The following is a 22,104-nucleotide window of genomic DNA, read 5'->3' on the forward strand; positions in this document are numbered from 1 at the left end:
GCGCACGGCTAACCCCCGCTGAACGGAAAGACGATGGGCACCAGAAGCAGTACGCCGATCGAATAGGTGATGCTGACTGGCAGGCCCACGCGCACGAAATCGGTCATGCGGTAGCGTCCGGCCGAATAGACCATCAAGTGCGTCTGATAGCCGAAGGGCACCAGAAAGCAGGCGCTGGCACCGTAGGCGACGATCATTACAAAGGGCGTCGGGTCGGCGCCCAACGCGCGCGCAGTGGTGAGCGCAATCGGAAAGGCGAGCGCCGCGGCAGCGTTGTTGGTGACGAGTTCTGTCAGTATCAACGTGAGCAGGTAGATGCCCACGAAGGCGCCTGTGATGCCGTAGTCCGCAAATACGAAGCGGATCCCGTCCGCCATCAATGCTGCCGCCCCCGAGCTTTCAATGACCTTGGCGATGGTCAGGGCTGCGCCGATGACGAGCAGCAACTCGAATGGAAAGCGTCGCCGCATCTCCCCCAGCGTAAGGATTCGGGTGGCCAGCAGACCCGCCATCAGGAGCAGCAGGCCGTTGAACAATGGTACCCATTCGAGCGCCGAGAGCAGGATAGCGCAGGCGAAGCCCGACAGGGCCATGGTGCTCTGGAACGATGTCAGTTTGGGTCTGACGACGGTTCCGTTGAGAACGTGAAAGTTGCGGTCGAGGTTGCGGTGCTGAAGGAAATCCGGTCCTGCGGCGAGCAGAAGGCTGTCGCCGATACGCAGCGGGATGCGTCCGAGCTGTCCGGTCAGGCGGCGGTCGCCGCGGCGAATGCCGACGACCCCGGCATCGAACATGGTGCGGAAATCGACTTCGCGCAGGGTGCGATTCGCGAGTTCGGACTGGCTTGAGATGACCACCTCGACCAGATTGGACTTCAACAATGCGTCGGCCCGGGCCCCGAACACCTGCAGACCCTGGAAGCGCTGCAGTGCCTGCACCTTGTGGATTTCGCCGGTGAAGATGAGTACGTCATCCTCGAAGAGCATTTCGTTGGGGCCGACGGGAGACACGAGTTGGCCCATGCGCTCGATCTCGAGCAGGAACAGGCCATCGAGATTGCGCATCTGGTTCTGTTCGATGCTGCGACCAGCAAGTGGAGAGCCGGGTGCGATGCGCGCCTCGAGGAAGTATGCGGTGCCGGCGTCGTTCGTTCTGACGGCGTTTGCCGGTAACAGGCGGGCACTCAAGGTGAGCACCAGCAGGCACATCAGTGCCACTGGCACGCCGACGAGCGAAAACTGGAACATCTGCAGTGCGGGCAGGCCCGCTTCGACTGCGAAGGAGTTGACCACGAGATTGGTCGAGGTGCCCACCAGGGTCGTGATGCCGCCCAGGATCGAGGCGTAGGACAGCGGCAGCAGCAGCCGGGAAGGCGGCTGCAGGCGCTGTCGTGAAACCATGCCGAGGAGGGCGCCGACGACGGCGGTGTTGTTCATGAACGCGGAAAGGGCGGTAGCAAACGCGCTAAGCCGAAAAGTGGCCAGATTGGCGTGACCGCCGAGCAGCGAGTTGGACAACCGGTCGAGTAGGGGCGAGCGTTCCAGGGCGAGGGAGACGAGCAGCAGCAGGATCAGCGTTGCCAGCGCGGGGTTGGAGAAGCTCGACAGCAAGGCCTGCTGGCTGTTCAGGCCCAGTAGCGTAAAGCCCCCGGCCCATGCCGAGAACAGGATGGCCGGACTGATCCGTCCATGGACGAGCAGGCCGAGCAGCAGCAGTATCGAGCCCAGAACCGCGTACGCGATCATCGAATGCCGTGCCTTCGCTCAGGCGGCGATGCCGTGGGCGACGAAATGCGGATTGTCGAAGCCAGGTTTGCCGTAGGACAGCGCCTTGCCGTCCAGCGTAGTGACGCCGCCGCCGGCTGCGCTGAGCACGGCGTGACCGGCGGCAATATCCCACTCCATCGTGCGGCCAAGGCGCGGATAGAGGTCAGCCTCGCCGGCTGCGACGAGACAGAGTTTCAGCGAGGATCCGGCGTTGCGCATGCTGGCAACCTGACGGCCGGCGAGAAAGGCGTCGAGCGCACCGGCGTCACCATGCGAGCGGCTGGCGACGACCGTCAAGCCTTCTTCCGGTGGTGTACGTGCGTGAATGGGGCGGCGACCGCTGTTGTCCTCGACGAACGCGCCACTGCCGACCGCGCCGGCAAACAGCCGGTCGATGGCGGGGGCAAACACGACGCCAAGAATGGGGGCGCCATCCTCGATCAGCGCGATATTGACCGTGAACTCACCGTTGCGATTGATGAATTCCTTGGTGCCGTCGAGCGGGTCGACCAGCCAGAAGTACCGCCCGACGTCGGGAATGTCGCCCGCCGCTGCGGCCTCTTCCGCTACCACCGGCAAGTCGGGGAGCAGGGTCCGCAGGGCAGGGAGAATGAGTGCTTCCGCCCGTTCGTCGGCTTCGGTCACAGGGGATGCATCGTCCTTGCCGCGCACGGCAAAGTCGGTGTCATACACTGCCATGACGAGCTCGCCGGCCGATCGGATAAGGGGAATCAACTGCTCAACGATGCCTGTGCGGTCCGAAAGTGTCATGTTTGCGCATCCAATGTGAGAAAAAGCATGTCGCATTCTAGCGATTACTTTTATATTCCATGCGATCGAAAGCGGGTTTAATGTCGCGCGTTCATGAACTAGTTCCGCTTGCCGGGAACGCATCCGGGCGTTCGCACGCGCAGATTCGGACGCCACGGCCCGTATGCACCACGTTTACTAACTCGAGATGCAAAATGACCCTGACTCACCTGCAGCGGCTGGAGGCCGAGAGTATCCACATCATGCGCGAAGTGGTGGCGGAAGCTGACAACCCGGTGATGCTCTACTCCATCGGCAAGGACAGCGCCGTCATGTTGCACCTCGCCATGAAGGCTTTCTACCCTGCCGTGCCCCCGTTTCCGCTGCTTCATGTCGATACGCGGTGGAAGTTCCGGGACATGTATGCGTTCCGCGACCGGATGGTGAGCGAACTTGGATTGCGCTTGCTCGTGCATGTCAATCCGGAAGGGATCGAGAAGGACATCAACCCGTTTACCCATGGATCGGCCATCCATACCGATATCATGAAAACCGAGGGGCTGAAGCAGGCGCTCGACAAGTATGGCTTCGATGTCGCCTTCGGCGGTGCTCGGCGCGACGAAGAGAAATCGCGGGCCAAGGAGCGCATCTTTTCGTTCCGTAGCGATCAGCACCGGTGGGACCCGAAAAGTCAGCGACCGGAGCTGTGGAAGCTCTACAACACACGCAAGCGCAAAGGCGAGTCGATCCGGGTGTTTCCGATCTCGAACTGGACCGAACTCGATATCTGGCAGTACATCCACCTTGAAAAGGTGCCCATCGTGCCCCTCTATTTCGCTGCCGAGCGACCTGTCGTCGAGCGCGACGGCAGTCTGATCATGGTCGACGACGAACGCATGCCGCTACGGCAAGGCGAGGTTCCGCAAATGCGCAGGGTGCGGTTTCGTACCCTGGGCTGTTATCCGCTCACCGGCGCGATCGAGTCTTCAGCGGACACGCTGCCGGCGATCATCCAGGAGATGCTCCTGACCCGGAGTTCGGAGCGCCAGGGGCGGGTCATCGATCACGATTCGGCTGCATCCATGGAAAAGAAGAAGCAGGAAGGATATTTCTGATGGCCCACGTCTCTGACCTCATCGCGACCGATATCGATCAGTACCTGAAGAACCACGAACACAAGAGTCTGTTGCGCTTCATCACCTGTGGCAGTGTGGATGACGGCAAGAGTTCGCTCATCGGGCGCCTGCTCTATGAGTCCAAGATGCTCTTCGAGGATCAGCTCGCCGCCATAGAGGCGGACTCGAAGAAATGGGGTACGCAGGGCGAGGCGATCGATTTCGCCCTGCTCGTGGATGGACTGGCTGCCGAGCGCGAGCAGGGCATCACTATCGACGTCGCCTACCGCTTCTTCTCCACTGACAGGCGCAAGTTCATCGTGGCCGATACGCCGGGGCACGAGCAATATACCCGCAACATGGTGACCGGGGCGTCGACGGCCGATGCCGCAATCGTCATGGTCGATGCGCGCAAGGGCGTGCTGACGCAGACGCGGAGACACACTTATCTGGTGTCCCTGATCGGCATCCGGCATGTGGTGGTGGCGATCAACAAGATGGATCTGGTCGACTACGCCGAGCCGGTCTTTTCGAAGATTGTCGATGACTATCTCGAGTTCGCTCGCCAGATCGGATTGCAGGATGTGACCTTCATCCCGATGTCTGCGGTCAAGGGGGACAACATCACGGCCCCGAGCGAGCGTACGCCCTGGTACCACGGTCCGACGCTGATGGCTTACCTGGAGACGGTCGAGATCGACGAGATGCGCATGCAGCGGGCTGCGTTCCGATTGCCGGTGCAGTGGGTCAACCGGCCCGATCTCGATTTCAGGGGCTTTGCCGGGACGATTGCCGGCGGCAGCGTTCGCCCGGGAGACCGGGTGAGAGTCCAGCCCTCGGGCAAGGAAAGCACGGTGGCGCGAATCGTTACGCGTGATGGCGATCTCGACGAGGCGGTTGTCGGGCAGTCGGTCACGCTCACCCTGGCCGACGAGATCGACATCTCGCGCGGCGACATGATCTCGAATGCGCTCGCACCTGCCGCCACCGCGGATCAGTTCGAAGTGGTGATCGTGTGGATGAGCGAGGAGCCGCTCCTGGCGGGGCGTCCTTACCTGTTGAAGATCGGTACGCGAACGGTGACCGCAACGGTGACGGACATCAAGTATCAGGTCAATGTCAATACGCTGGAGCATGTCGCCGCGAAGAAGCTCGAACTCAATGCCATCGGTGTATGCAACATCAGTCTGGACCGGGTGATTCCGTTCGACCCCTATGCCGAGAATCGCGATACCGGTGGCTTCATCCTCATCGACCGGCTGGCGAACGGCACTGTCGGTGCCGGCCTGATCCATTTTGCCCTGCGTCGATCGCACAACATTCATCTGCAGCACGTCGATGTCGACAAGGCCGCGCGGGCCTCGATCAAGGGTCAGACGCCTTGCGTGCTCTGGTTCACCGGTCTGTCGGGCGCCGGCAAATCGACCGTGGCGAATCTGGTCGAAAAGCGCTTGCTCGCAGCCGGAAAGCACACCTATCTGCTCGATGGTGACAATGTGCGCCACGGCCTCAACAAAGATCTCGGCTTTACCGATGCGGACCGCGTGGAGAATATCCGGCGGGTGGCGGAGGTTGCGCGCTTGATGGTCGATGCCGGTCTGGTGGTGCTGACCGCCTTCATCTCGCCTTTCCGGGCCGAGCGCAAGATGGCGCGTGGGCTGGTGCAGGAAGGGGAGTTCCTGGAGGTCTTCGTCGATGCGCCGCTGCACGTCGTCGAGCAGCGCGATGTCAAAGGACTGTACAAGAAGGCGAGAAGTGGCGACCTGAAGAATTTCACCGGAATCGATTCGCCTTACGAGGTGCCGGAAAGCCCGGAGATCCGGCTTGACACCTCGACGATGACACCCGATGAAGCGGCTGACGCCGTGATCCGGGCGCTGACCGCGCGGGGGCTGCTGGGGGAGGGATGACAGCGCCCTTCAGGACGCTGCATATTTGACGGATGATGACGGCCCGCGCGGTATGCGGGCCGTCTTGCTGTCTACTTGCTCTTGATCATCGTCCCCACCCCGTGGTCGGTGAGAATCTCCAGCAGCAGGCAGTGCTCTACCCGGCCGTCGATGATGTGCACCGACTTCACGCCGTTACGCGCGGCATCGAGCGCTGAACCGATCTTGGGCAGCATGCCCCCCGACAGGGTGCCGTCGGCTACGAGATCGTCGATCTGGCGCGGAGTGAGGCCGGTGAGCAGGTTGCCGGCCTTGTCGAGCACGCCCGGAGTGTTGGTCAGCAGCACCAGTTTTTCGGCCTTGAGGATCTCGGCGAGCTTGCCGGCGACGACGTCGGCGTTGATGTTGTAGGTTTCGCCTTCTTCGCCGACACCGATCGGCGCGATCACCGGAATGAAGTCGCCCTGGTCGAGAAAGGAGATCAGGCTGGGATCGATGGTGGTGATTTCGCCCACCTGACCGACGTCGACCAGATCGCCGAGCGGGGCGTCGAGTTTCTGCATCAACAGCTTCTTGGCGCGGATGAAGCTGGCGTCCTTGCCGGTGAGGCCGACTGCCTTGCCGCCATGTTTGTTGATCAGGTTGACGATTTCCTTGTTGACCTGGCCGCCGAGCACCATTTCGACCACTTCCATGGTTTCGGCGTCGGTAACACGCATACCCTGGATGAACTCGCCCTTCTTGCCGACGCGCGCGAGCAGGCTTTCGATCTGCGGGCCGCCACCATGGACGACGACGGGATTGAGGCCGACGAGCTTGAGCAGGACGACATCGCGTGCAAAGCAGTCCTTGAGCTTGGGATCGGTCATGGCGTTGCCGCCATACTTGATGACGATGGTCTTGTCGAAGAAGCGCTTGATGTAGGGGAGCGCTTCGGCGAGGATTTCTGCCTTGAGTGCGGGGGCGATGGAGGCGGTGGGGCTGACAGCGGACATCGGGTTTCTCCGGAAACGATGTCCCGATTGTAGTGGTCGCCGATGGAAACAAAAAGCGGAAGACCTCGGTCTTCCGCTTGCAGGGTGTCGCAAAGGCAGAAATCAGTCGATTGCCAGACGCTTGGCTTGTGCAGCGAGCTTTTTCGGCAGGCTCAGTTCGAGCACACCATCATTGAACTTGGCACTCGCCTTGGCCTCGTCCACATCCTGCCCGAGCTGGAAGCTGCGCGAGACCTTGCCGAAGTAGCGCTCGGTGCGCAGCACGCGTTCGCCATCCTTGACTTCCTTGTCCTGCTTGCGTTCGGCACTGATCGACACCACGGGGCCGTCGATATGGACGTGGATGTCTTCCTTCTTCATGCCCGGCAGTTCGGCGTGTACGTCGTAGCCTTCGGCGTTCTCCTTGACATCGACGCGCATCTGCGGTGCTTCGGTGTTGGTGCCCTGGCCAAAATCGACCGGGCGTACGAAGAATCCACGGAACAGATCATCGAGTGGATCACGACGGGTCAGGTTGTTCATCTTCGCTCTCCTTGTCTTGGTAGTCGCCGGGGTCGTCCGGCTTCACCACAAATATAGGGGCGCGGCAAGTAGTTTCAAGGGCGAATTTGGGCATCCATCCGTCACACGCCTGGGCGGCAGTATCGTGCGCAGCGGCAGGCTCAGGCTGGCTGCGAGCCGCCGAGGTCCACGAATGCCCACAAAGGCACGTGCACTCCTGCCCAGAATGTGGCCGATTCGCGCAGGATTTGCAGTAGGGTCTCGAAGTCCTCGCGATGGTGTTCACGAAACGCACCGGCCCGTTCCAGTACCACGATATGTCCCGGGGCTGTGCGCCAGCTCAGATCGTCCAGGCAGTCCGCGAGTGCGTCCCAGTTGCAGCCGAACCAATCGGGAAAATCGAGCCCCTTTGCGATCTGCTCGAGCAAGGCGCGCTTGTCCGCGCATGCGCCGAGATCGATGCGGGCACAGGAGAAGCCCAGCGCGGTGGCGGCGGCAGCGATTCGGTTGGCGCTGTCCGGCGGCAGCGGGCGCACGCCGGCGCGACTGCAATCGGCAAGCAGCGTGGTCAAAGGGATGGGGGGAGTGGATGCATTCATGGGCGGGGCGATATCCGACGGAAGCTGCGATAGTGGTCACCCGTGTAATAGTAGATCTCGGGCGGCTCGCCGCCGGTCACGATACGCCGCGCGCCGCGGTCCGGTGATCCGGGCGTGGGAACGGTGTATTCGCGATAGTAGCCACGCGGCTTTTCGGGCAGCATGCGTTCGCGGTTTTGAAAGACGCTGCCGTCCTTGCGATACGGGAAGGGGCCGCCGGCGCGAATGAGCGCGAGGGTGGTCGTGGCTTCCGGCGGGAGGTCTGCCGCGTCTGCTGTGCCTTGCGCCGTCGGGTTGCAGGCGGCGAGGGCCACCAGCAGGGGGGCGAGGCCGAGTGCCCGACGCAGGCCCTTCAGAAATCGGCTGCTGATCATCTGCGGCCATTGCCCGCGCGGAACAGGGCGGCCTTGTCCGCTGTATCGACAATGCGTTCGGGGCGGATGCCGTAGCGCTTGATCAGCCCGTGCATGAATTCGCTGATCGCACTGAGCCGGTTGCTGGCCGGCGAGAGCTTGCGCGCGCGATCGATCAATGCCCGCGCCTGCTTGGCGAAGGCCTCGTTCCAGCCCCGGTGTTCGATGTGTCGCAGCAAGGCGAGTGCCGCGTTGAACAGAACATGCGGATTGCCGGGCATCTTGCGTGCCGCATTCATCATTTCCGCCACCGCACCGTCAAAATCGCCGGCATGCGCTTTCTCCGCTCCGACCGAGATCAGTTCCTTTACTTCGTTCTGGATACGTTGCTCGATGTCCTTCGACAGGCTCTCGAGGCCGCGGGACTTGAGCAGTGCACGGGTGCTCTCTACGGTGCGCTCATCGGCCGAGGTGCGCAGAATATCCATCACCATCTCGCTGCCGGCGTCACCGAGCTTCTGGTCGAAACATGCCTTGATCAACTCCTGCTTGAGGCCAACCGACATACTGGCCGCACCGCGTGCAGCCTTGGCAGCGCCCAGTAAGGCATCACGGGCGCCGGCTGCATTTCCGGTGTGGGAATGCAGCATCGCGCTGGACAGGGCCTTGCACAGGTCGGCCTTGGGCTGACCACCCATGGAGCGCTCGAGGTCGTTGATCGTGGCGCTCGCGCTATCGGGGCGATTCATCGCCAACTGGGCTTGAACCAGACGGACATGGTCCTCCGGGTCACGAAAGTCCGAGTACTTGCCCTTGCGCACCACCTCCGCCAGGGCAGCCTCTGCCGCAGGCGCATCATTGATCGCCAGCGACAGCTCGCCGAGGTGGCGAAGCCGCCGGAGCCGGTAGGGGGAGCGTTCGGTGGCGGTGCGCAGCACGTCGCGCGCCACCTCCGGGCTGCCGGTTTCCTCGCGTATGCGGGCCAGCAGGTCGTAGGCGGCGATGAAGTTGTCGTTTTCCGCGATCAGCTCGCCAAGGATCTCAGTGGCCTCCGCCGTCTTCTTCTGCAGATGAAGCGCACGCGCCAGGCCCAAGCGTGCCCACGGGATGTACTTGCCCTGCAGGATTTCACGATAGAGGGTTTCCGCTTCGCTGATCTGGCCGGCGGCGACGTGCAGCTCTGCCTGCAGGCGCATCAGATCGACGATGTAGAGCGGAAAGTCATCCATGGCTTTCTTGCAGTAGGCGATGGCATCGACCAAGTCGCCAATGGCCATCAGCCGCCACGCGGGCACGAACGCGTCGCGCTTGTCCAGCGCGCGCAGCAGTCGCGCGCGCAGCGCTTCGGCGGCCAGCGGCTTGAGAATGTAGTCATTGGGTGCGAGCTCTGCCGTGCTGACGATTCGCTCGTAGTTGCGCTCGCTGGAGATCATCACGAACAGGGTGTCGAGCGGGATGACATCGTGGGTGCGTAGATCTTCGAGCAGATGCTGTCCGTCCTGGCCATCGCCGAGGTTGTATTCGCACAGGATCAGGTCGTAGCGTTGTTCGCGCAGGCGCCGCACCGCCATACCCGCCGACACCGCGAACTGGACCTCGTCCATGCCGATCGACGCCAGCATCGCGCGAAGCTGCGTCCGCATGGTGGGCTGGCTTTCGATGACGAGAACGCGGAGTTGGTCGAGTGAGGCCATGGACAGGGGGTCCGTTGTGCGCTGGATGCAGGAGAAAGCGATAACGAAGCTTACGGCATCCGCGGCCAGAATCTTGAGTGAAATGCATACCGCTCGATCCGCATCAGGGGCAGCGCCAGGCGCTGTCGCGGCTGTTGCGTCATCAGCCGGTTTCGGCAACCACGCGCAATATATCCTCTCCGTATGCTTCGAGCTTGCGGTCGCCGATGCCGGTGATTCCGCCCAGGGCAGCCATGCAGTCCGGACGGGCGAGTGCAATTTCGCGCAAGGTGGCGTCGTGGAAGATCACGTAGGCAGGTACGTTGCGCTCCTTGGCCAGCGCGGCGCGCCATGCTCGCAGGCTGTCGAACAGGGTGGTCGGGATGCCGCCGGGGATGTCGAGCCGCGCGGCACTGCGCCGGCTTTTGCCGCGCGTCTTCTCAGTGGGCAGCCTGAGCAGGAATTCGGCTTCGCCGCGCAGGAGCGGACGCGCAAGGTCGGTGAGTGCAAGCGCGTTGTAGCGTTCGTGGTCCACCGCAACCAGTTCGCGCGCCACCAGTTGCCTGAACACCGTGCGCCAGCGCTTCTCGTCGAGCTCGCTGCCGATGCCGAAGGTGCTGATCTGCTCGTGGCCGCGTTCGAGCACTTTTTCGGTACGTTCGCCGCGCAACACGTCGATGAGGTGCCCGGCGCCGTAGCGCTGACCGGTCCGATAGACGCAGGACAACGCCTTGCGCGCCGCGTCGGTGGCATCCCATGTCTGTGGCGGACTGAGGCAGTTGTCGCAGTTGCCGCATGGTTCGGCGCTCTCGCCGAAATAGGCAAGCAGGTGCTGGCGGCGACAGCTCGTTGCCTCGACAAGACCAACCAGGACCTCGAGCCGGTTTCGCGCCAGGCGTTTGAACTCCTCGCTGCCTTCGGACTCGTCGATCATGCGACGTTGCTGGACCACGTCCTGCGCGCCCCAGGCCATCCACGCCTGCGCTGGAAGGCCGTCGCGCCCGCCGCGGCCGGTTTCCTGATAATAGCCTTCGATCGAGCGCGGAAGGTCGAGGTGGGCGACGAAGCGCACGTCGGGCTTGTCGATGCCCATGCCGAAGGCAATGGTCGCCACCATCACGATCCCGTCCTCACGCAGGAAGCGGTTCTGATGATGTGCCCGCAGCTCCTGGCCGAGGCCGGCGTGATAGGGAAGCGCGTTGATGCCCTGTTCCTGCAGCCAGGCGGCCGTTTCCTCGACCTTGCGCCGCGACAGGCAATAGACGATGCCGGCGTCGGAGGGGTATTCCTCGCGGATGAAGCCGAGCAGTTGGCGGCGCGGATCGTCCTTCTCCACGATGGTGTAACGGATATTGGGCCGGTCGAAGCTCGAGATGAAACGACGTGCCCCGTCCAGGCGCAGGCGGGTGGCGATCTCTTCGCGCGTCTGCCGATCGGCGGTCGCCGTGAGCGCAAGGCGTGGAATGGACGGGTAGCGCTCGGGCAGGATGGAAAGCTGCAGGTATTCGGGGCGGAAGTCGTGTCCCCATTGCGACACGCAGTGGGCTTCGTCGATGGCGAAAAGCGACAGGCGGTTGGTATCGCGCAGATGGTCCAGCTGGTCGAGAAAGCGCGGCGTCATCAGGCGCTCGGGCGCGACATAGAGCAGGTCGAGGCTGCCGTCGTAGAGCGCACGCTCGACCGCGCGCGCCGTATCCGCATCCAGGCTCGAGTTCAGAAAGGCCGCGCTGACGCCGGCTTCGACCAGCGCGCTGACCTGGTCATGCATCAGCGCGATCAGGGGCGAGACCACGATGGCCGTGCCCTCCCGCATCAGTGCGGGAACCTGATAGCACAGGGACTTGCCGCCGCCAGTCGGCATCAGCACCAGGGCATCGCCGCCGCCTGCAACGTGGTCGACGACGGCACCCTGCTCACCGCGAAAGGCGGTATAGCCGAAAACGTGTTCCAGTATGTGAAGGGCGGAGGGGGCTTGCGTGGCCATCGGGCGTCAGTTTAACCGCATCGGCGCGGCGCAGTCGGCCGGGCGGCTCAACGGTCGTCCCCGCTGGCGCGAATGCGGGCGATCAGGTTTGTTGTCGAACGATCGAATTCGAACGGAATGGAATGGACCTGCCCCCCACGGGCCCGTACCGCGGCCGCGCCAACAATGGCTTCCGGCGCCCAGTCGCCGCCCTTGACCAGGATGTCCGGGCGCGCGGACAGAATGCACTCGAGCGGCGTGTCGGCATCGAACCACGTCACGAGGTCGACGCTTTCCAGTGCAGCCATGACCGCCACGCGGTCTTCCAGCGCGTTGATCGGACGTTCTCCGTCCTTGCCAAGACGCTTGACCGACGCGTCGGTATTGAGCGCCACGACCATGGCCGCACCCAGCGATCGGGCCTGCGCGAGGTAGGTCACATGCCCTCGATGCAGGATGTCGAAGCAGCCGTTGGTGAAGACCAGCGGCCTGGGCAGTTGCGCGCAGCGCATGGCCAGTGTTTCGGGGGCGCAGAGCTTGGATTCGAAGGACGGGCGAGGATAGGTCATGAAGCAGTGCAGCATGAATGGCCGGGGCACGATTGTAACCGCAGCGCCAGCGCAGCTGTCGCATCTGCCGCGGTGGACTAGAATTCCTCCCCCGTTCATCCATTGCGGGGTTCCACATTGACGGAGAAAAGCTCGAAGGGGTGGCTGCGCGGCGTCAGACGGGTCGTGTCGCCCAATTTCGATGCGCGGCCGGCGGGCGAGCGCGTGTCGCTCATCGTCATCCACGCCATCAGCCTGCCGCCCGACCGGTTCGGCGGGCCGGGCGTGGTGCAGCTGTTCACCAATACCCTCGATCCTGCCGAGGACCCCTACTATGAAACGATCCGGCACTTGCGCGTATCCGCGCATTTCTTCATCCGCCGCGACGGCGAACTGATCCAGTTCGTGCCCACCGAGGCGCGTGCGTGGCACGCCGGGGTGTCGAGCTGGCGGGGGCGCGAACGCTGCAATGACTTTTCGATCGGTGTCGAGCTTGAAGGCTGCGACCGTCTTCCCTTCGAACTGGCGCAGTACGACGCGCTCGATCGTTTGCTCAAACGCCTGCTGCGGCGCTATCCGACGGCTGAAATCGCCGGCCATTCCGACATCGCGCCGGGTCGAAAGACGGACCCAGGGCCTTGCTTTGACTGGGGGCGACTGCGAGTTGTGGCACATTCGCAACATCACGCTTTTGACAAAAGTCAATCAGATCAATAGACTCCGCTCGCATTGCATCGCAGCATTCTTGCAAATCCATCAATTTCGGTGCGTTGCCATCCGTCGCATTGTGACGAGGCACTTTCAGTCATGAACATGCGCACCGCGGGATAGGGGTCTGGTTGCGGCCCCCGTCTTACACCTACTGGCGACCGAGCGATTCGCACGGCTTCGCGGCTTACCGGCCCCGACGCCGCCCCCATTCCGGGTGACCACCCCGGGTTTGTCGCGGTTCTTACCAGAACCCGATCGCGATCTGCTCTGGCCACAGCATGGAGGGCAGCATGAAAAACGCAACGTCTGTTGAGCGTATCTGGCGAACTGCCGGTACGGGTTTGTTTCGTATGGTCCATGGCAGTTTGCTTGCCCTTGGTCTGGTGGCCGTGGTGTTCATCGGCTCCGGCCGCTTCGACGAGGAGCGGACCACGTCCTTCGATGCGCTGGTGTCCGAGGCGAGTGCGGCAGAAGTGCCTCAGACCGCGTCGGCGCCGGTTGCCGTCGCCGCGCCCGAGACTGAAGAGGATCTGGCGCTGTCGCGGGAGATGTCCCGCGTTCGCGACTGGGTGTCGCGCCGCTACAAGGTGTCCACCGTCGCGCTCGAACCGGTGCTGCAGGCGGCCGAAGAGGCGGGCAAGCATGTGGGAATCGATCCCTTGCTGATCGTTGCGGTCATGGCGGTCGAATCGAGCTTCAATCCCTTTGCCGAGAGTCAGGCCGGTGCACAGGGCTTGATGCAGGTGATTCCGCGCTTTCACATGGACAAGATCGGTGATGATGGCGGCAAGGATGCCCTGTTCGACCCCGAGCTCAATGTGCGCGTCGGCACCCTGGTCCTGCAGGAGGGGCTGCGCCGCTACGGCAGCTTGCAGTCGGCCCTGCAATACTACGGCGGAGCATTGAGTGATCCAGCTGCGGCCTATGCGCGCAAGGTGCTGGCCATGAAGCAGCGCCTCAATACGGCCGCTGGGCGTAAGGCCGGCAGCGCAGCCTGATTCGCGCCCCGGCCCCGATCGGTGGCTTACAGTACGGTACGCATGCGAGCGACTGCTTCGAGCAGCCGCTCGCTTCGTGTCGTGTAGGCGATGCGTAGATGCTGGCGCGGTAGATGGTGGCCGAAGTCGAGTCCGGGCGTGGTTGCAACGCTGGCATCTTCGATCAGGCGGCGGGCGAGGTGCTCGCTGTCGGTGGCCAGGCCAGAAACGTCGGCATAGATGTAGAACGCACCTTGTGGCTCGGTCCGGATGTTGAATCCCAGCTCGCGCAATGCGGGCAGGAGGACGTTGCGCCTTTCTTCGAATACCTGGCGCCGTTGTTCCAGTATCTCCAGCGTGTGTGGTTCGAAGGCGGCGAGCGCAGCGTATTGCGCGGGGGTGGAGGCGGAGATGAAGAAGTGTTGCGCGAGCTTCTCGATCTCCCTTACATAGGCCTGAGGGGCCACCAGCCAGCCCAGCCGCCAGCCGGTCATGCCGAAGTACTTCGAAAAGCTGTTCACCACGAACAGGTTGTTGGCCGCTGCCAGCGTGGATTGCGCGAGCGCAGTCGAGCTGTCAACGCCGTAGGTCAGTCCCTGGTAGATTTCGTCGACGAGCAGCAAACCGCCGCGCGCCTGCGTGCAGCGCTGCAGTTGGAGCAGCTCGTCCGCACTCAGCACCGTCCCGGTGGGGTTGGAGGGCGTGGCCACCATCAGTCCGCAGGTGTGCTCGGTCCATGCGCGCTCGATCTGGTGCGTCGTCGGCTGATAGCGCGTGGTGGCGTCGACCGGAATGACGGTGGCGGTGCCTTCGAAACTGCGCACCATGTGACGGTTCGACGGGTAACCCGGATCCGGAATCAGCCATTCGTCGCCGGGGCTGGTCGTTGCTGCCAGTGCCAGCATCAGCGCGCCCGAGGCGCCGGCGGTGACGATGATGCGTTCGGGGGAGATGTCGGCATTGAAGCGGGTCTGATAGAAGCACGAGATCGCTTCCCTCAGCGCAGTCAGTCCGAGTCCGGGTGTGTAGTGGACATCACCGCCCGCGATGAATCGTGTGGCAGCGTCGATCATCGGTTGCGGCGTGGGAAAATCGGGTTCGCCGACCTCCATGTGGATGATGTCCCGTCCCGCCGCTTGCAGTTCGCGCGCGCGGCGCAACAACTCCATGACATGGAAGGGTTGAATGTCCTTCATCCGGTTGGCGAGGCGCGTGGGTGTCATCCGAAGCTCCTGAAATGAAAAAAGCGCCGACAATGCGGCGCTTTGTCGCCCATGCCGGCCCTGCGGGGCCGGCGCGGACTCAATCGGCGTTCATGGCCAGTTCGAACAGTTCGCGCTTGAGGGCGAACTGCTTGGGCAGCCGATCCTGCAGCTTGTCGAACCATTCCTTGTGCAGCGCCAGTTCCTGCTTCCAGGCTTCGGTGTCGACGGCCGTCAGCGCATCGAACTCGGCCTTGCTGACTTCTGCATCGGTCCAGTCGAGATCCTCGAAACGCGGCATCCAGCCCAGCGCGGTTTCCTTGGCGGCAATGTTGCCCTTGCAACGATCGACGATCCACTTCAGCACGCGCATGTTCTCGCCGAAACCGGGCCACATGAATTCACCCTTCTCGTTCATGCGGAACCAGTTTACGCAGAAGATCTTGGGCGTGTTCTCGACCGCGTGGCCCATTCTCAACCAGTGGTTGAAGTAGTCGCCCATGTGATAGCCGCAGAACGGCAGCATCGCGAACGGGTCGCGGCGGACGACGCCCTGCGCGCCGAAGGCTGCAGCAGTGGTTTCGGAGCCGAGCGTGGCCGCCATATAGACGCCGTAGTTCCAGTTGAACGCCTGGTAGACCAGCGGCACGGTAGTGGCGCGGCGGCCACCGAAGATGAAGGCCGAGATCGGCACGCCTTCGGGGTTTTCCCAGTTGGTGTCGATCGACGGGCACTGTCCGGCGGGCGCAGTGAAGCGCGAATTCGGGTGTGCGGCCTTGCGACCGGTTTCCTTGGCAATCTCGGGCGTCCAGTCCTTGCCCTGCCAGTCGATCAGGTGAGCGGGCGCTTCCTTGCTCATGCCTTCCCACCACACATCGCCGTCGTCGGTCAGCGCGACGTTGGTGAAGATGATGTTTTCCTTCAGCGTGGCCATGGCGTTGAAGTTGGTCTTCTCGGAGGTGCCGGGGGCGACACCGAAGAAGCCGGCTTCCGGGTTGATGGCGTAGAACTTGCCGTCCTTGCCCGGCTTGATCCAGGCGATGTCGTCACCGACCGTGGTGATCTTCCAGCCGTTGAAGCTCTTGGGCGGGATCAGCATGGCAAAGTTGGTCTTGCCGCAGGCCGACGGGAAAGCCGCCGCAACGTAGGTCTTCTCGCCCTGGGGGTTTTCCACGCCCAGGATGAGCATGTGCTCGGCCAGCCAGCCTTCGTCGCGCGCCATGGTGGAGGCGATGCGCAGCGCAAAGCACTTCTTGCCCAGCAGCGCGTTGCCGCCGTAGCCCGAGCCGTAGGACCAGATCTCGCGGGTCTCGGGGAAGTGGACGATGTACTTTGTAGTCGGGTTGCACGGCCAGCGGCTGTCCTTTTCGCCGTGCGCAATGGGGGCACCGACCGAGTGCACGCAGGGAACGAACTCGCCACTGCTGCCGAGCACGTCGAACACGCCCTTGCCCATGCGCGTCATCGTGCGCATGTTGGTGACGACGTAGGGGCTGTCGGAGATCTCGATGCCGATATGGGCGATCGGCGAGCCCAGCGGGCCCATCGAGAAGGGGATGACGTACATCGTGCGCCCGTGCATCGAGCCCTTGAACAATTCGTTCAGGGTACCGCGCATCTTGGCCGGCTCTTCCCAGTTGTTGGTGGGGCCGGCATCATCCTTGTCCTTCGAGCAGATGAAGGTGCGGTCCTCGACGCGCGCCACATCGGACGGGTCGGAAAACGCGAGGTAGGAGTTCTTGCGCTTTTCCGGGTTGAGCTTGATCAGCATGCCCGACTCGACCATTTCGGCGCACAGGCGGTCGTATTCTTCTTGGGAGCCGTCGCACCAGACGACCCGGTCCGGTTCGGTGAGGGTGGCGATTTCCGCGACCCACTTCTTCAGGCCTTCGTGACGGACATAATCGGGTGCTGCAGCCAGGGCTGCGTCGGCGAAGCGTTGACTCATGGCGAAAAGCTCTCCAGGTTGCTCAAGCGAAACCTTTCCCGTCGGTCGAGCCTGATCGCACTCGAGAGGCCGTGTGGCCGGCGGGCACCAGGATGAAAGAGGTCGGCGCAGGCGCCAATCTATGCATCCTGCAATACGGCATGCGGAAAATACGAAGATTAATCGCAGCCGATGAAAGCCTAACATTATGCCACGGGTCGCATTTTCCGGAAAAGGCGCAGTATCGGAAAGTTGCATTTCGCAATGTGAAAGTGCATTTCACGGGTGTATGATTCGCCTGTGAGACGGTGCGGCACCTGGCGTTGTGCCGATTGCCGGCCCAGAATAAAGCGCACAACAACCACAACATCGACGAGACGGAAGACACATCATGGATGAACTGATTCGCGCTGCGGCGCTCGACTACCATCGCTATCCGCGCCCGGGCAAGATCTCGGTTACGCCCACCAAGGTATTGTCCAACCAGCGCGACCTGTCGCTGGCCTATTCGCCTGGTGTGGCTGCGGCCTGCGATGCGATCGTCGAAGACCCGGCCGAAGCGGCCAACCTCACCTCGCGCAGTAACCTGATCGGCGTGATCACCAACGGCACGGCGGTGCTCGGGCTGGGCAACATCGGCCCGCTCGCGGCCAAGCCGGTGATGGAGGGCAAGGGGGTGCTGTTCAAGAAGTTTGCCGGCATCGATGTGTTCGACCTCGAGATCAACGAGCCCGACGCGGACAAGCTCATCGACATGATCGCCGCGCTCGAGCCGACCTTCGGCGGCATCAACCTCGAGGACATCAAAGCGCCCGAGTGCTTCTACATCGAGAGCAAGCTGCGCGAGCGGATGAAGATCCCGGTCTTCCATGACGACCAGCATGGCACGGCGATCGTCGTCGGTGCGGCCATCCTCAATGGCCTCAAGATGCAGGGCAAGGCGCTCGACAAGGTCAAGCTCGTCACCTCCGGCGCAGGCGCTGCGGCATTGGCCTGCCTCGACCTGCTGGTGATGCTGGGGATCCCGGTGGAGAACATCTGGGTGACCGACATCGAGGGCGTGGTCTACGAAGGCCGCACCACGCTGATGGACCCGATCAAGGCGCGTTACGCCAAGAAGACCGACGCGCGCAAGCTGGCCGACATCATCGAAGGCGCGGACGTCGTGCTGGGACTATCTGCCGGCGGCGTGATCAAGCGCGAAATGGTGGCGAAGATGGCGCCCAAACCGCTGATCCTGGCGTTGGCCAATCCGACCCCGGAGATCCTGCCCGAAGAGGTGCTGGCCGTGCGCGACGACGCCATCATCGCGACCGGGCGTTCGGACTACCCGAACCAGGTCAACAACGTGCTGTGCTTCCCTTTCATTTTCCGCGGCGCGCTGGACGTCGGTGCCACCACCATCACGGATGAGATGAAGCTTGCGGCGGTGAAGGCGATCGCAGAATTGGCGCGCGCCGAGCAAAGCGACATCGTCGCCGCGGCTTACGGCGAAAAGGTATCGGGCTTCGGCACCGAGTACATCATTCCGCGCCCGTTCGATCCGCGCCTGATCGTCAAGATCGCCCCGGCCGTGGCCGAAGCGGCGATGGCCTCGGGCGTGGCCACCCGCCCCATTACCGACTGGGATGCGTATCGCGCGCAACTGAACAACTTCGTGTGGCACTCCGGGCTGATCATGAAGCCGGTGTTTGCCGCCGCCAAGAGCGCGCCCAAGCGCATCATCTTCTCCGAGGGCGAGTCCGAGAAGGTGCTGCGCGCTGTGCAGACTGTGGTGGACGAGGGACTGGCGCGGCCGATCCTGATCGGACGTCCCGAGATCGTGACCAACAACATCAAGCGCTTCGGCCTGCGCATTGAGGCCGAGCGCGACTTCGAGATGGTCAATCCCGAGTCCGACCCCCGTTTCCACGAACTGTGGGAGCACTATCATTCGTTGATGGAGCGCAAGGGCGTCTCGGTGGAGTACGCGAAGAAGGAAGTGCGCCGTCGCACCACGCTGATCGGCTCCCTGCTGCTCAAGTTCGGTTATGGCGACGGCCTGATCTGCGGCACCTACGGCATGCACCGGCTGCATCTGGACTTTGTCGAGACCGTGCTCGGGCGCCGTGCCGGGGCGAAGAACTGCTACACGCTGAACCTGCTCAACCTGCCCGGGCGCACGCTGTTCCTTGCCGATACCTATGTCAACTACGACCCGACGCCTGAGCAGGTGGTCGAAATGACCTGCCTCGCCGCCGAGGAAATGAAGCGCTTCGGCATCGAGCCCCGTATCGCCCTGCTGTCGCACTCGTCCTTCGGTTCGGCCGATTCGCCGACCGCGGAGAAAATGCGAACCGCATTGCGCATGTTGCATGAACAGCATCCCGAGCTGCAGGTCGAGGGTGAAATGCACGGCGATTCGGCGCTCGATGCCAGGCACCGCATGCAGATCTTCCCCAACGCGCGCATGCGCGAAGACGCCAACCTGTTGATCTTCCCCACGCTGGATGCGGCGAACATCGCCTTCAACCTGCTCAAGTGCGCCGCCGGCGAAGGCATGACCGTGGGGCCGATTCTGCTGGGCGCGGCGAAGCCGGTACACATCCTGACGCCATCTGCGACGGTGCGCCGGATCATCAACATGACCGCGCTCACGGTGGTCGAGGCGGGGCAGGAGGGCTGAGGCTGCTTTAAGCGTTTCGCCGTCATCCGTGCCTGTGCCATGATGCTCACGGGGGGCTCAGGCATGGACGACAACAATGGGCGCATTGCGCTGGTATTGACCGGAGGGGGGGCACGGGCCGCATACCAGGTTGGTGTGTTGCAGGCGATCCGTCATATTCGTGGCCCGCGACCCGGCAATCCGTTTGCCATTCTGTGTGGAACGTCCGCGGGCGGCATCAATGCCGCGGCGCTCGCGGTCTATTCGGCGGACTTCAACGCTGCCGTGCGCAAGGTGGCGTGGATCTGGCGCAATTTCAGGGCGCATCACGTCTATCGTACCGATGCGCTGGCCTTGCTGGGCTCCGGCTTGCGCTGGGGGTCGGCAATCTTCGCTGGCTGGGCTGTCAGGCAGACCCCGCGTTCCTTGCTGGATAACAGTCCCCTGCAGACCCTGCTCGAGCGCACGCTCGATTTTACGGCAATCGATCGCGCGGTTGAGAACGGTCATCTGCACGCGCTGAGTGTCACGGTGTCGGGCTATACCTCGGGCGAGAGCATTGCGTTTTTCGCGGGACATCCATCGATTGAGCCCTGGCGCCGGGCGCAACGGATCGGCGCGCGTGCCCGTCTGGGGGTTGAGCATCTGCTCGCCTCCAGCGCCATCCCTTTCGTCTTTCCGGCGACCCGGATCAATCGCGAGTATTTCGGCGACGGATCCATGCGCCAGCTGGCGCCGATCAGTCCGGCCATTCATCTCGGCGCCGACCGTATCCTGGTGATCGGCTCCGGGCGGCTGGCCGAGGAGGGGCGCCAGCGAACCGATGCCTATCCGTCTCCGGCGCAGATTGCCGGGCATGCCATGTCGAGCATCTTTCTCGATGGGCTTGCCGTCGATCTGGAGCGGATGGACCGGATCAACTCGACCGTCAGTGCATTTACGCCCGAGCAGCGTGCCGCGGCTGGCGTGGCATTGCGCCCGATCGAGACGCTGGTGATTTCGCCGTCGCAGCGGCTGGATGCCATCGCGGGCCACCATCGCGAGGCATTGCCCCCCTTGCTGCGCACGATCCTGCGTGGCGTCGGTGCAATGCGCCGTGAGGGGTCGACGCTGCTCAGCTATCTGCTGTTCGAGCCCGGCTACACGCGGGCGCTGATGGAACTCGGCTTTCAGGATACGATGGCGCGGCGGGCAGAGGTCGAGGGCTTTCTGCGTATCGACGGCGTGCGGATGTCCTGATGAAGGCTGTCGAATGTTGTCGGGTGTTGCGTCATCTCAAGGCGGATCTCGCGCGTTGAGGGGACAATTCATCGAGTCTTTTTTGAATTTACTTTAAAAAAGCTTGATATCTTCCTATTTTAGTTAAGAATTAACCTGTCTTCCGTTTTCTGCCGAGCATGCCAATGAAGCCCCCATTTTTCCTTGTTGCACTGATGTCCGGCGTGCTGGCGCTTAGCGTCCTGAGCCCGGCCGAGGCAGCCGCATCGAACAAGTCTGCTAAGACTGTGAAGACCAACAAGGCCGTTCAGTCTAAATCAGTAGCCAAGACTGCGGTCAGGGCGAAAAAGCGGGTTGCGATCAAGACATCGGTGAGGAAGGCGGCACAGGGCGCGTCAGCTGTCGACGATGCCGCTGGCCTCGCGCTGGATTCGAAAGGGAATCCGATACTCAAGTCGTCGGCGTTCTATGTGGCAAATCAGGAAACCGGCGAAGTCCTGCTGGAGAAAAATGGCGGGGCCGTGCTGCCGATCGCATCGATCACCAAGCTGATGACGGCAATGGTCGTGCTCGAAGCCAGTCCCAGTCTGTCGGAAGAGCTGACCATCGACGAGGAAGACATCGACCAGATCAAAGGGACCGGGTCGCGCCTGTCGGTCGGTACCCGCCTGACGCGCGAACAGATGCTGCAACTTGCACTGATGTCGTCGGAAAACCGCGCCGCATCTTCCCTTGCGCGCCACTATCCGGGCGGGGTGGCGGCTTTTGTCAATGCGATGAACATCAAGGCGCGCCTGCTCAGCATGTCTGACACGCATTTCTATGACAGCACTGGCCTCAATCCGGCCAACGTGTCGAGCCCGCGAGACTTGGCTCGCCTCGTTGCCGCCGCTGCGCGTTATCCGCTGATTCGCGAGTTCTCGACAACCGCTGAGCGTTACGTCGATGTCAAGGGGCGGCAACTACGCTTCGGCAACACCAATTCCTTGGTCAAGAATCCCGACTGGGAAATCGGTGTTTCCAAGACCGGTTATATCTCCGAGGCGGGGCGCTGCCTCGTCATGCAGGCCTGGATCAACCGCAAGCCGTTCGTGATCGTGCTGATGGACTCCGCGGGGCGCTACACACGCACGGCAGATGCACAACGTGTGCGCAAGTGGATGGATCTCCAGTCGGCAGAGCGTGTCGCGGCCGCATCCAAAGCCCGTCAGGGATGAGTGCGAGGAGGGCGCGGCGGTCCGTTGTGGCCGGTTTGCGCCCTGGGGCCTGCCGC

18 protein-coding genes are annotated in these 22,104 nt (G+C 62.8%); 7 read left to right on the top strand and 11 right to left on the bottom strand.

Annotated features, from left to right (window positions below; translation table 11 throughout):
* Positions 1–8: 8 nt before the first annotated feature.
* Both J5J83_RS20950 and cysQ read right to left on the bottom strand, forming a co-directional pair.
* Entirely contained in the window at positions 9–1,745 is a 1,737-nt protein-coding gene (locus J5J83_RS20950) for an SLC13 family permease (RefSeq protein ID WP_212351975.1), read from the bottom strand.
* An 18-nt stretch (positions 1,746–1,763) separates the two neighbouring features.
* A complete protein-coding gene (gene cysQ / locus J5J83_RS20955) occupies positions 1,764–2,537 on the bottom strand; it encodes a 3'(2'),5'-bisphosphate nucleotidase CysQ (protein ID WP_212351977.1) in 774 nt (257 codons plus the stop codon).
* A 194-nt stretch (positions 2,538–2,731) separates the two neighbouring features.
* Between cysQ and cysD the strand changes: the two genes are divergently transcribed.
* Together cysD and cysN are read left to right on the top strand one after the other, a co-directional pair.
* Positions 2,732–3,631, top strand: coding sequence for a sulfate adenylyltransferase subunit CysD (cysD, locus tag J5J83_RS20960; RefSeq protein WP_212351979.1), 900 nt, complete (start codon positions 2,732–2,734; stop codon positions 3,629–3,631).
* Positions 3,631–5,541, top strand: a complete 1,911-nt coding sequence (cysN, locus tag J5J83_RS20965) for a sulfate adenylyltransferase subunit CysN (protein ID WP_212351981.1) — start codon at positions 3,631–3,633, stop codon at positions 5,539–5,541. The genes cysD and cysN overlap by 1 nt, the downstream gene beginning before the upstream one ends.
* 71 nt (positions 5,542–5,612) lie before the next feature.
* Here cysN and argB read toward each other — a convergent pair whose 3' ends face one another.
* The 7 genes from argB to rfaE2 form a co-directional block, all read right to left on the bottom strand.
* A complete protein-coding gene (gene argB / locus J5J83_RS20970) occupies positions 5,613–6,515 on the bottom strand; it encodes an acetylglutamate kinase (protein WP_212351983.1) in 903 nt (300 codons plus the stop codon).
* 102 nt (positions 6,516–6,617) lie between these two features.
* Positions 6,618–7,037, bottom strand: a complete 420-nt coding sequence (locus tag J5J83_RS20975) for an Hsp20/alpha crystallin family protein (RefSeq protein WP_212351985.1) — start codon at positions 7,035–7,037, stop codon at positions 6,618–6,620.
* A 140-nt stretch (positions 7,038–7,177) separates the two neighbouring features.
* Positions 7,178–7,615, bottom strand: a complete 438-nt coding sequence (locus J5J83_RS20980; protein ID WP_212351987.1) for a barstar family protein — start codon at positions 7,613–7,615, stop codon at positions 7,178–7,180.
* Positions 7,612–7,989, bottom strand: coding sequence for a ribonuclease domain-containing protein (locus J5J83_RS20985; RefSeq protein ID WP_212351989.1), 378 nt, complete (start codon positions 7,987–7,989; stop codon positions 7,612–7,614). Before J5J83_RS20985 ends, J5J83_RS20980 begins: the two co-directional genes overlap by 4 nt.
* Positions 7,986–9,662, bottom strand: coding sequence for a response regulator (locus tag J5J83_RS20990; protein WP_212351990.1), 1,677 nt, complete (start codon positions 9,660–9,662; stop codon positions 7,986–7,988). Before J5J83_RS20990 ends, J5J83_RS20985 begins: the two co-directional genes overlap by 4 nt.
* A gap of 142 nt (positions 9,663–9,804) precedes the next feature.
* Complete coding sequence (gene recQ / locus J5J83_RS20995) at positions 9,805–11,625, bottom strand: DNA helicase RecQ (protein WP_212351991.1); 1,821 nt, start codon at positions 11,623–11,625, stop codon at positions 9,805–9,807.
* 47 nt (positions 11,626–11,672) lie between these two features.
* Positions 11,673–12,173 (bottom strand): D-glycero-beta-D-manno-heptose 1-phosphate adenylyltransferase, encoded by a 501-nt coding sequence (gene rfaE2 / locus J5J83_RS21000; protein WP_212351992.1) that lies wholly within the window; start codon positions 12,171–12,173, stop codon positions 11,673–11,675.
* 117 nt (positions 12,174–12,290) lie between these two features.
* Between rfaE2 and ampD the strand changes: the two genes are divergently transcribed.
* Together ampD and J5J83_RS21010 are read left to right on the top strand one after the other, a co-directional pair.
* The gene (gene ampD, locus J5J83_RS21005) at positions 12,291–12,869 is read left to right on the top strand and encodes a 1,6-anhydro-N-acetylmuramyl-L-alanine amidase AmpD (protein ID WP_212351993.1); all 579 of its coding nucleotides are present in this window, start codon (positions 12,291–12,293) and stop codon (positions 12,867–12,869) included.
* A gap of 284 nt (positions 12,870–13,153) precedes the next feature.
* Entirely contained in the window at positions 13,154–13,861 is a 708-nt protein-coding gene (locus J5J83_RS21010) for a transglycosylase SLT domain-containing protein (protein ID WP_212351994.1), read from the top strand.
* 26 nt (positions 13,862–13,887) lie between these two features.
* Here J5J83_RS21010 and J5J83_RS21015 read toward each other — a convergent pair whose 3' ends face one another.
* Together J5J83_RS21015 and J5J83_RS21020 are read right to left on the bottom strand one after the other, a co-directional pair.
* On the bottom strand, positions 13,888–15,063 hold the full coding sequence (locus J5J83_RS21015) for a pyridoxal phosphate-dependent aminotransferase (protein WP_212351995.1): 1,176 nt from the start codon (positions 15,061–15,063) through the stop codon (positions 13,888–13,890).
* Between the two features lie 79 nt (positions 15,064–15,142).
* Positions 15,143–16,990 carry a phosphoenolpyruvate carboxykinase (GTP) gene (locus J5J83_RS21020; RefSeq protein WP_212351996.1) on the bottom strand — a complete coding sequence of 616 codons (1,848 nt, stop codon included), beginning with the start codon at positions 16,988–16,990 and terminating at the stop codon, positions 15,143–15,145.
* 370 nt (positions 16,991–17,360) lie between these two features.
* Here J5J83_RS21020 and J5J83_RS21025 point away from each other — a divergent pair, with 370 nt between their 5' ends.
* The 3 genes from J5J83_RS21025 to pbpG all read left to right on the top strand — a co-directional run bounded on the left by J5J83_RS21025 (position 17,361) and on the right by pbpG (position 22,048).
* Positions 17,361–19,634 (top strand): NADP-dependent malic enzyme, encoded by a 2,274-nt coding sequence (locus tag J5J83_RS21025; protein WP_212351998.1) that lies wholly within the window; start codon positions 17,361–17,363, stop codon positions 19,632–19,634.
* 63 nt (positions 19,635–19,697) lie between these two features.
* On the top strand, positions 19,698–20,852 hold the full coding sequence (locus tag J5J83_RS21030) for a patatin-like phospholipase family protein (RefSeq protein ID WP_212351999.1): 1,155 nt from the start codon (positions 19,698–19,700) through the stop codon (positions 20,850–20,852).
* Between the two features lie 164 nt (positions 20,853–21,016).
* Positions 21,017–22,048, top strand: coding sequence for a D-alanyl-D-alanine endopeptidase (gene pbpG, locus J5J83_RS21035; RefSeq protein WP_212352000.1), 1,032 nt, complete (start codon positions 21,017–21,019; stop codon positions 22,046–22,048).
* The last annotated feature ends 56 nt before the right edge of the window (positions 22,049–22,104 follow it).

Source organism: Azoarcus sp. L1K30 (genome assembly GCF_018122735.1).
Taxonomy (GTDB): domain Bacteria; phylum Pseudomonadota; class Gammaproteobacteria; order Burkholderiales; family Rhodocyclaceae; genus Parazoarcus.

Bases quoted from the DNA above. Each gene is read 5' to 3' on its own strand.
- J5J83_RS20950 (WP_212351975.1), bottom strand. From the start codon at position 1,745: ATGATCGCGTACGCGGTTCTGGGCTCGATACTGCTGCTGCTCGGCCTG.
- cysQ (WP_212351977.1), bottom strand. From the start codon at position 2,537: ATGACACTTTCGGACCGCACAGGCATCGTTGAGCAGTTGATTCCCCTT.
- cysD (WP_212351979.1), top strand. From the start codon at position 2,732: ATGACCCTGACTCACCTGCAGCGGCTGGAGGCCGAGAGTATCCACATC.
- cysN (WP_212351981.1), top strand. From the start codon at position 3,631: ATGGCCCACGTCTCTGACCTCATCGCGACCGATATCGATCAGTACCTG.
- argB (WP_212351983.1), bottom strand. From the start codon at position 6,515: ATGTCCGCTGTCAGCCCCACCGCCTCCATCGCCCCCGCACTCAAGGCA.
- J5J83_RS20975 (WP_212351985.1), bottom strand. From the start codon at position 7,037: ATGAACAACCTGACCCGTCGTGATCCACTCGATGATCTGTTCCGTGGA.
- J5J83_RS20980 (WP_212351987.1), bottom strand. From the start codon at position 7,615: ATGAATGCATCCACTCCCCCCATCCCTTTGACCACGCTGCTTGCCGAT.
- J5J83_RS20985 (WP_212351989.1), bottom strand. From the start codon at position 7,989: ATGATCAGCAGCCGATTTCTGAAGGGCCTGCGTCGGGCACTCGGCCTC.
- J5J83_RS20990 (WP_212351990.1), bottom strand. From the start codon at position 9,662: ATGGCCTCACTCGACCAACTCCGCGTTCTCGTCATCGAAAGCCAGCCC.
- recQ (WP_212351991.1), bottom strand. From the start codon at position 11,625: ATGGCCACGCAAGCCCCCTCCGCCCTTCACATACTGGAACACGTTTTC.
- rfaE2 (WP_212351992.1), bottom strand. From the start codon at position 12,173: ATGACCTATCCTCGCCCGTCCTTCGAATCCAAGCTCTGCGCCCCCGAA.
- J5J83_RS21010 (WP_212351994.1), top strand. From the start codon at position 13,154: ATGAAAAACGCAACGTCTGTTGAGCGTATCTGGCGAACTGCCGGTACG.
- J5J83_RS21015 (WP_212351995.1), bottom strand. From the start codon at position 15,063: ATGACACCCACGCGCCTCGCCAACCGGATGAAGGACATTCAACCCTTC.
- J5J83_RS21020 (WP_212351996.1), bottom strand. From the start codon at position 16,990: ATGAGTCAACGCTTCGCCGACGCAGCCCTGGCTGCAGCACCCGATTAT.
- J5J83_RS21025 (WP_212351998.1), top strand. From the start codon at position 17,361: ATGGATGAACTGATTCGCGCTGCGGCGCTCGACTACCATCGCTATCCG.
- J5J83_RS21030 (WP_212351999.1), top strand. From the start codon at position 19,698: ATGGACGACAACAATGGGCGCATTGCGCTGGTATTGACCGGAGGGGGG.
- pbpG (WP_212352000.1), top strand. From the start codon at position 21,017: ATGAAGCCCCCATTTTTCCTTGTTGCACTGATGTCCGGCGTGCTGGCG.